Annotated in this window: 2 protein-coding genes and 1 pseudogene; 1 reads left to right on the forward strand and 2 read right to left on the reverse strand. The window is 62.9% G+C overall.

What is annotated here, in order from left to right; genetic code table 11:
- Together EN991_RS33690 and EN991_RS33695 are read right to left on the reverse strand one after the other, a co-directional pair.
- Nucleotides 1-270 (reverse strand): annotated as a pseudogene (locus tag EN991_RS33690) (diguanylate cyclase); the annotation flags it as partial.
- 42 nt (nucleotides 271-312) lie between these two features.
- Nucleotides 313-1,863, reverse strand: coding sequence for a trimethylamine methyltransferase family protein (locus EN991_RS33695; protein ID WP_127370354.1), 1,551 nt, complete (start codon nucleotides 1,861-1,863; stop codon nucleotides 313-315).
- A gap of 90 nt (nucleotides 1,864-1,953) precedes the next feature.
- On the opposite strand from EN991_RS33695, the gene EN991_RS33700 reads away from it, so the two are divergent.
- Nucleotides 1,954-2,124, forward strand: a 171-nt coding sequence (locus EN991_RS33700; RefSeq protein WP_127370355.1) for a LysR family transcriptional regulator, incomplete at its 3' end; no start/stop codon positions are given.

Here is a 2,124-nt window from a genome sequence, read left to right on the forward strand (position 1 = left end):
CGCCAGTTCCACCCAGTCGTAAGTGCGCGGATCCTTCTGTCCCTTCACCGACATCGAGACGCGCAGCGTTCCGCCTTTCTTCGGCTCTTCGGCCAAGGCCCGATCCGGCACGGCAAGGCCGATCATGCCATAGGCAAGAGCCGTCGATGCGCCGAAGGCGCTTGCCAGCGCCAGGAACTCGCGCCGGTCGACACGACCCGCGCGTGCTTCGACCGCCATTGCCTCGATAGCGCTCGGCACGCGATCGCCACTGCTTCTGAAGAATGCCATTTTTTCCTCCCGTCTGGTTCCCTTTGATCTTGGTTCTTCGCCTCAACTGACGCTGTCCGGCAGCCTCTCCTCGCGCCGCGCGATGAAATCCATCAGGCCATCGGCGATGCCTTCGTCGAGCTTCGGCTCCTCGTAATCCGCCAGCATGTTGCGCGCCTTCTCGCGGCCGCGCGTGTCGTGGTCCTTCGCCCCTTCTGCCTTCCACTGTTCGAACGAATTGAAGTCCATGATCGAGGGCATGAAGAAGGCGGATTCGAAATGTTCCAGCGTGTGCTGGGTACCGAGGAAATGGCCCTGCGGTCCCACCTCGCGGATTGCCGCCATGGCTTCCTTGAAATCGTCGAACGGCAGGCCGCCGGCATATTTGTACCAGCCGACGAGCTGTTCGCAGTCGGTGGCGAATTTCGAATAGCCGCAGGTCAGGCCGGCCTCGAGCCATCCGGCGGAGTGCCAGATGTAGTTGGCGCCGGCGAGGATGGCGGCATGCATCAGCATGTTCGCCTCGTAACCAGCCTGGGCGTCGTTGAGCTTCGACCCGACATGGAAGCCGGAGGTGCGCCACGGCAGCCGGTATTTCCGCGCCAGCGCTCCCATCAGATACATCATCTGCGCCGCCTCGGGCGTGCCGCCCATCGGAGCACCGGTCTTCATGTCCACCGTGACCATGAACTGTCCGTAGATCTGCGGCGAGCCTGGGCGCAGCAGTTGCGTGAAGGCGACGCCCGCCAGCGCTTCCGCATTGACCTGTGCCACAGCGCCCACGGCGGACGCCGAAGTCGAGGCGCCGCACAGTGCAAAGGGTGCGAGGATCAGCGGCTGGTTGCTTCGCGCATAGACCTTCATCGCGTCCAGCATGGTGGCGTCCCACACCAGCGGCGAATTGCAGTTGGTGATCGACACCAGGACCGGATTGTCGCGGACGTAATCCTCTCCGAACACGATGCCTGCCATCGCCATCGTGTCTTCCGCCCGCTCCTTGGACGTGACGATGCCCATGAACGGCTTGTCGGAATGCTTAAGCGCGGAATGGATGATGTGGAGGTGACGCTTCGGTACCGCGATTTCCATCGGCTCGCAAATGACCGAACTCGATGAATGCAGCGCCGGCGCCATGTAGGCGAGTTTGTGGAAATTGTTGAGGTCGGCGAGCGTGCCGTAACGCCTGTTGTTATCGAGATCGCGAACATAGGGCGCGCCATACATCGGCACGAAGATGGTATTGTTGCCGCCCACCCGCACCGTGCGCTGCGGATTCCTCGCATTGAGCGTGAACTCCGACGGGACCTTCGACACCAGTTCCATCAGCAGGGCCCGGTCGATCCGCACACGGGTTTCCGAGACATCCGCGCCCGCCGCCTTCCACAGTGCGATAGCCTCGTCGTCGCGGAACTCGCATCCCACCTCTTCGAGGATCAAGAGCGACTCCTCGTGGATCAGCTCGACCGCCTCATCCGGGACCATCTGGTAGACGGGGATCTGGCGGACCAGCGTCGGGAACGACGTTACGGGAGCTCCGCGCAGGGCCTTGCGCCCCAGGCGGCCGCCACTGCGGCGGTTGGCATGTTCGGTCACTTCGGGGGCCGGTGCGTTCATGGCAACTCCATTCCACTCATGAAGGAGCCTAGCGCGACAAAATGGTGATGTGACGCTGGAAAATCCTGATCTCTTGTATAAGCTCAGCTTATGCGAAGCTTGCGCCACCTTCTGCCTTCGGCCGGCAGCCTGATCGTCTTCGAGGCGGCCGGGCGGCTGTCGAGCTTCACCGCCGCCGGGCGCGAGCTGGGCATGACGCAGGCCGCCGTCTCCTATGCCGTGCGCGGACTGGAAGAACAGCTCGGCGCCAAGCTGTTCCAG

The organism is Mesorhizobium sp. M7A.F.Ca.US.005.03.2.1 (genome assembly GCF_003997795.1).
GTDB lineage: Bacteria > Pseudomonadota > Alphaproteobacteria > Rhizobiales > Rhizobiaceae > Mesorhizobium > Mesorhizobium ciceri.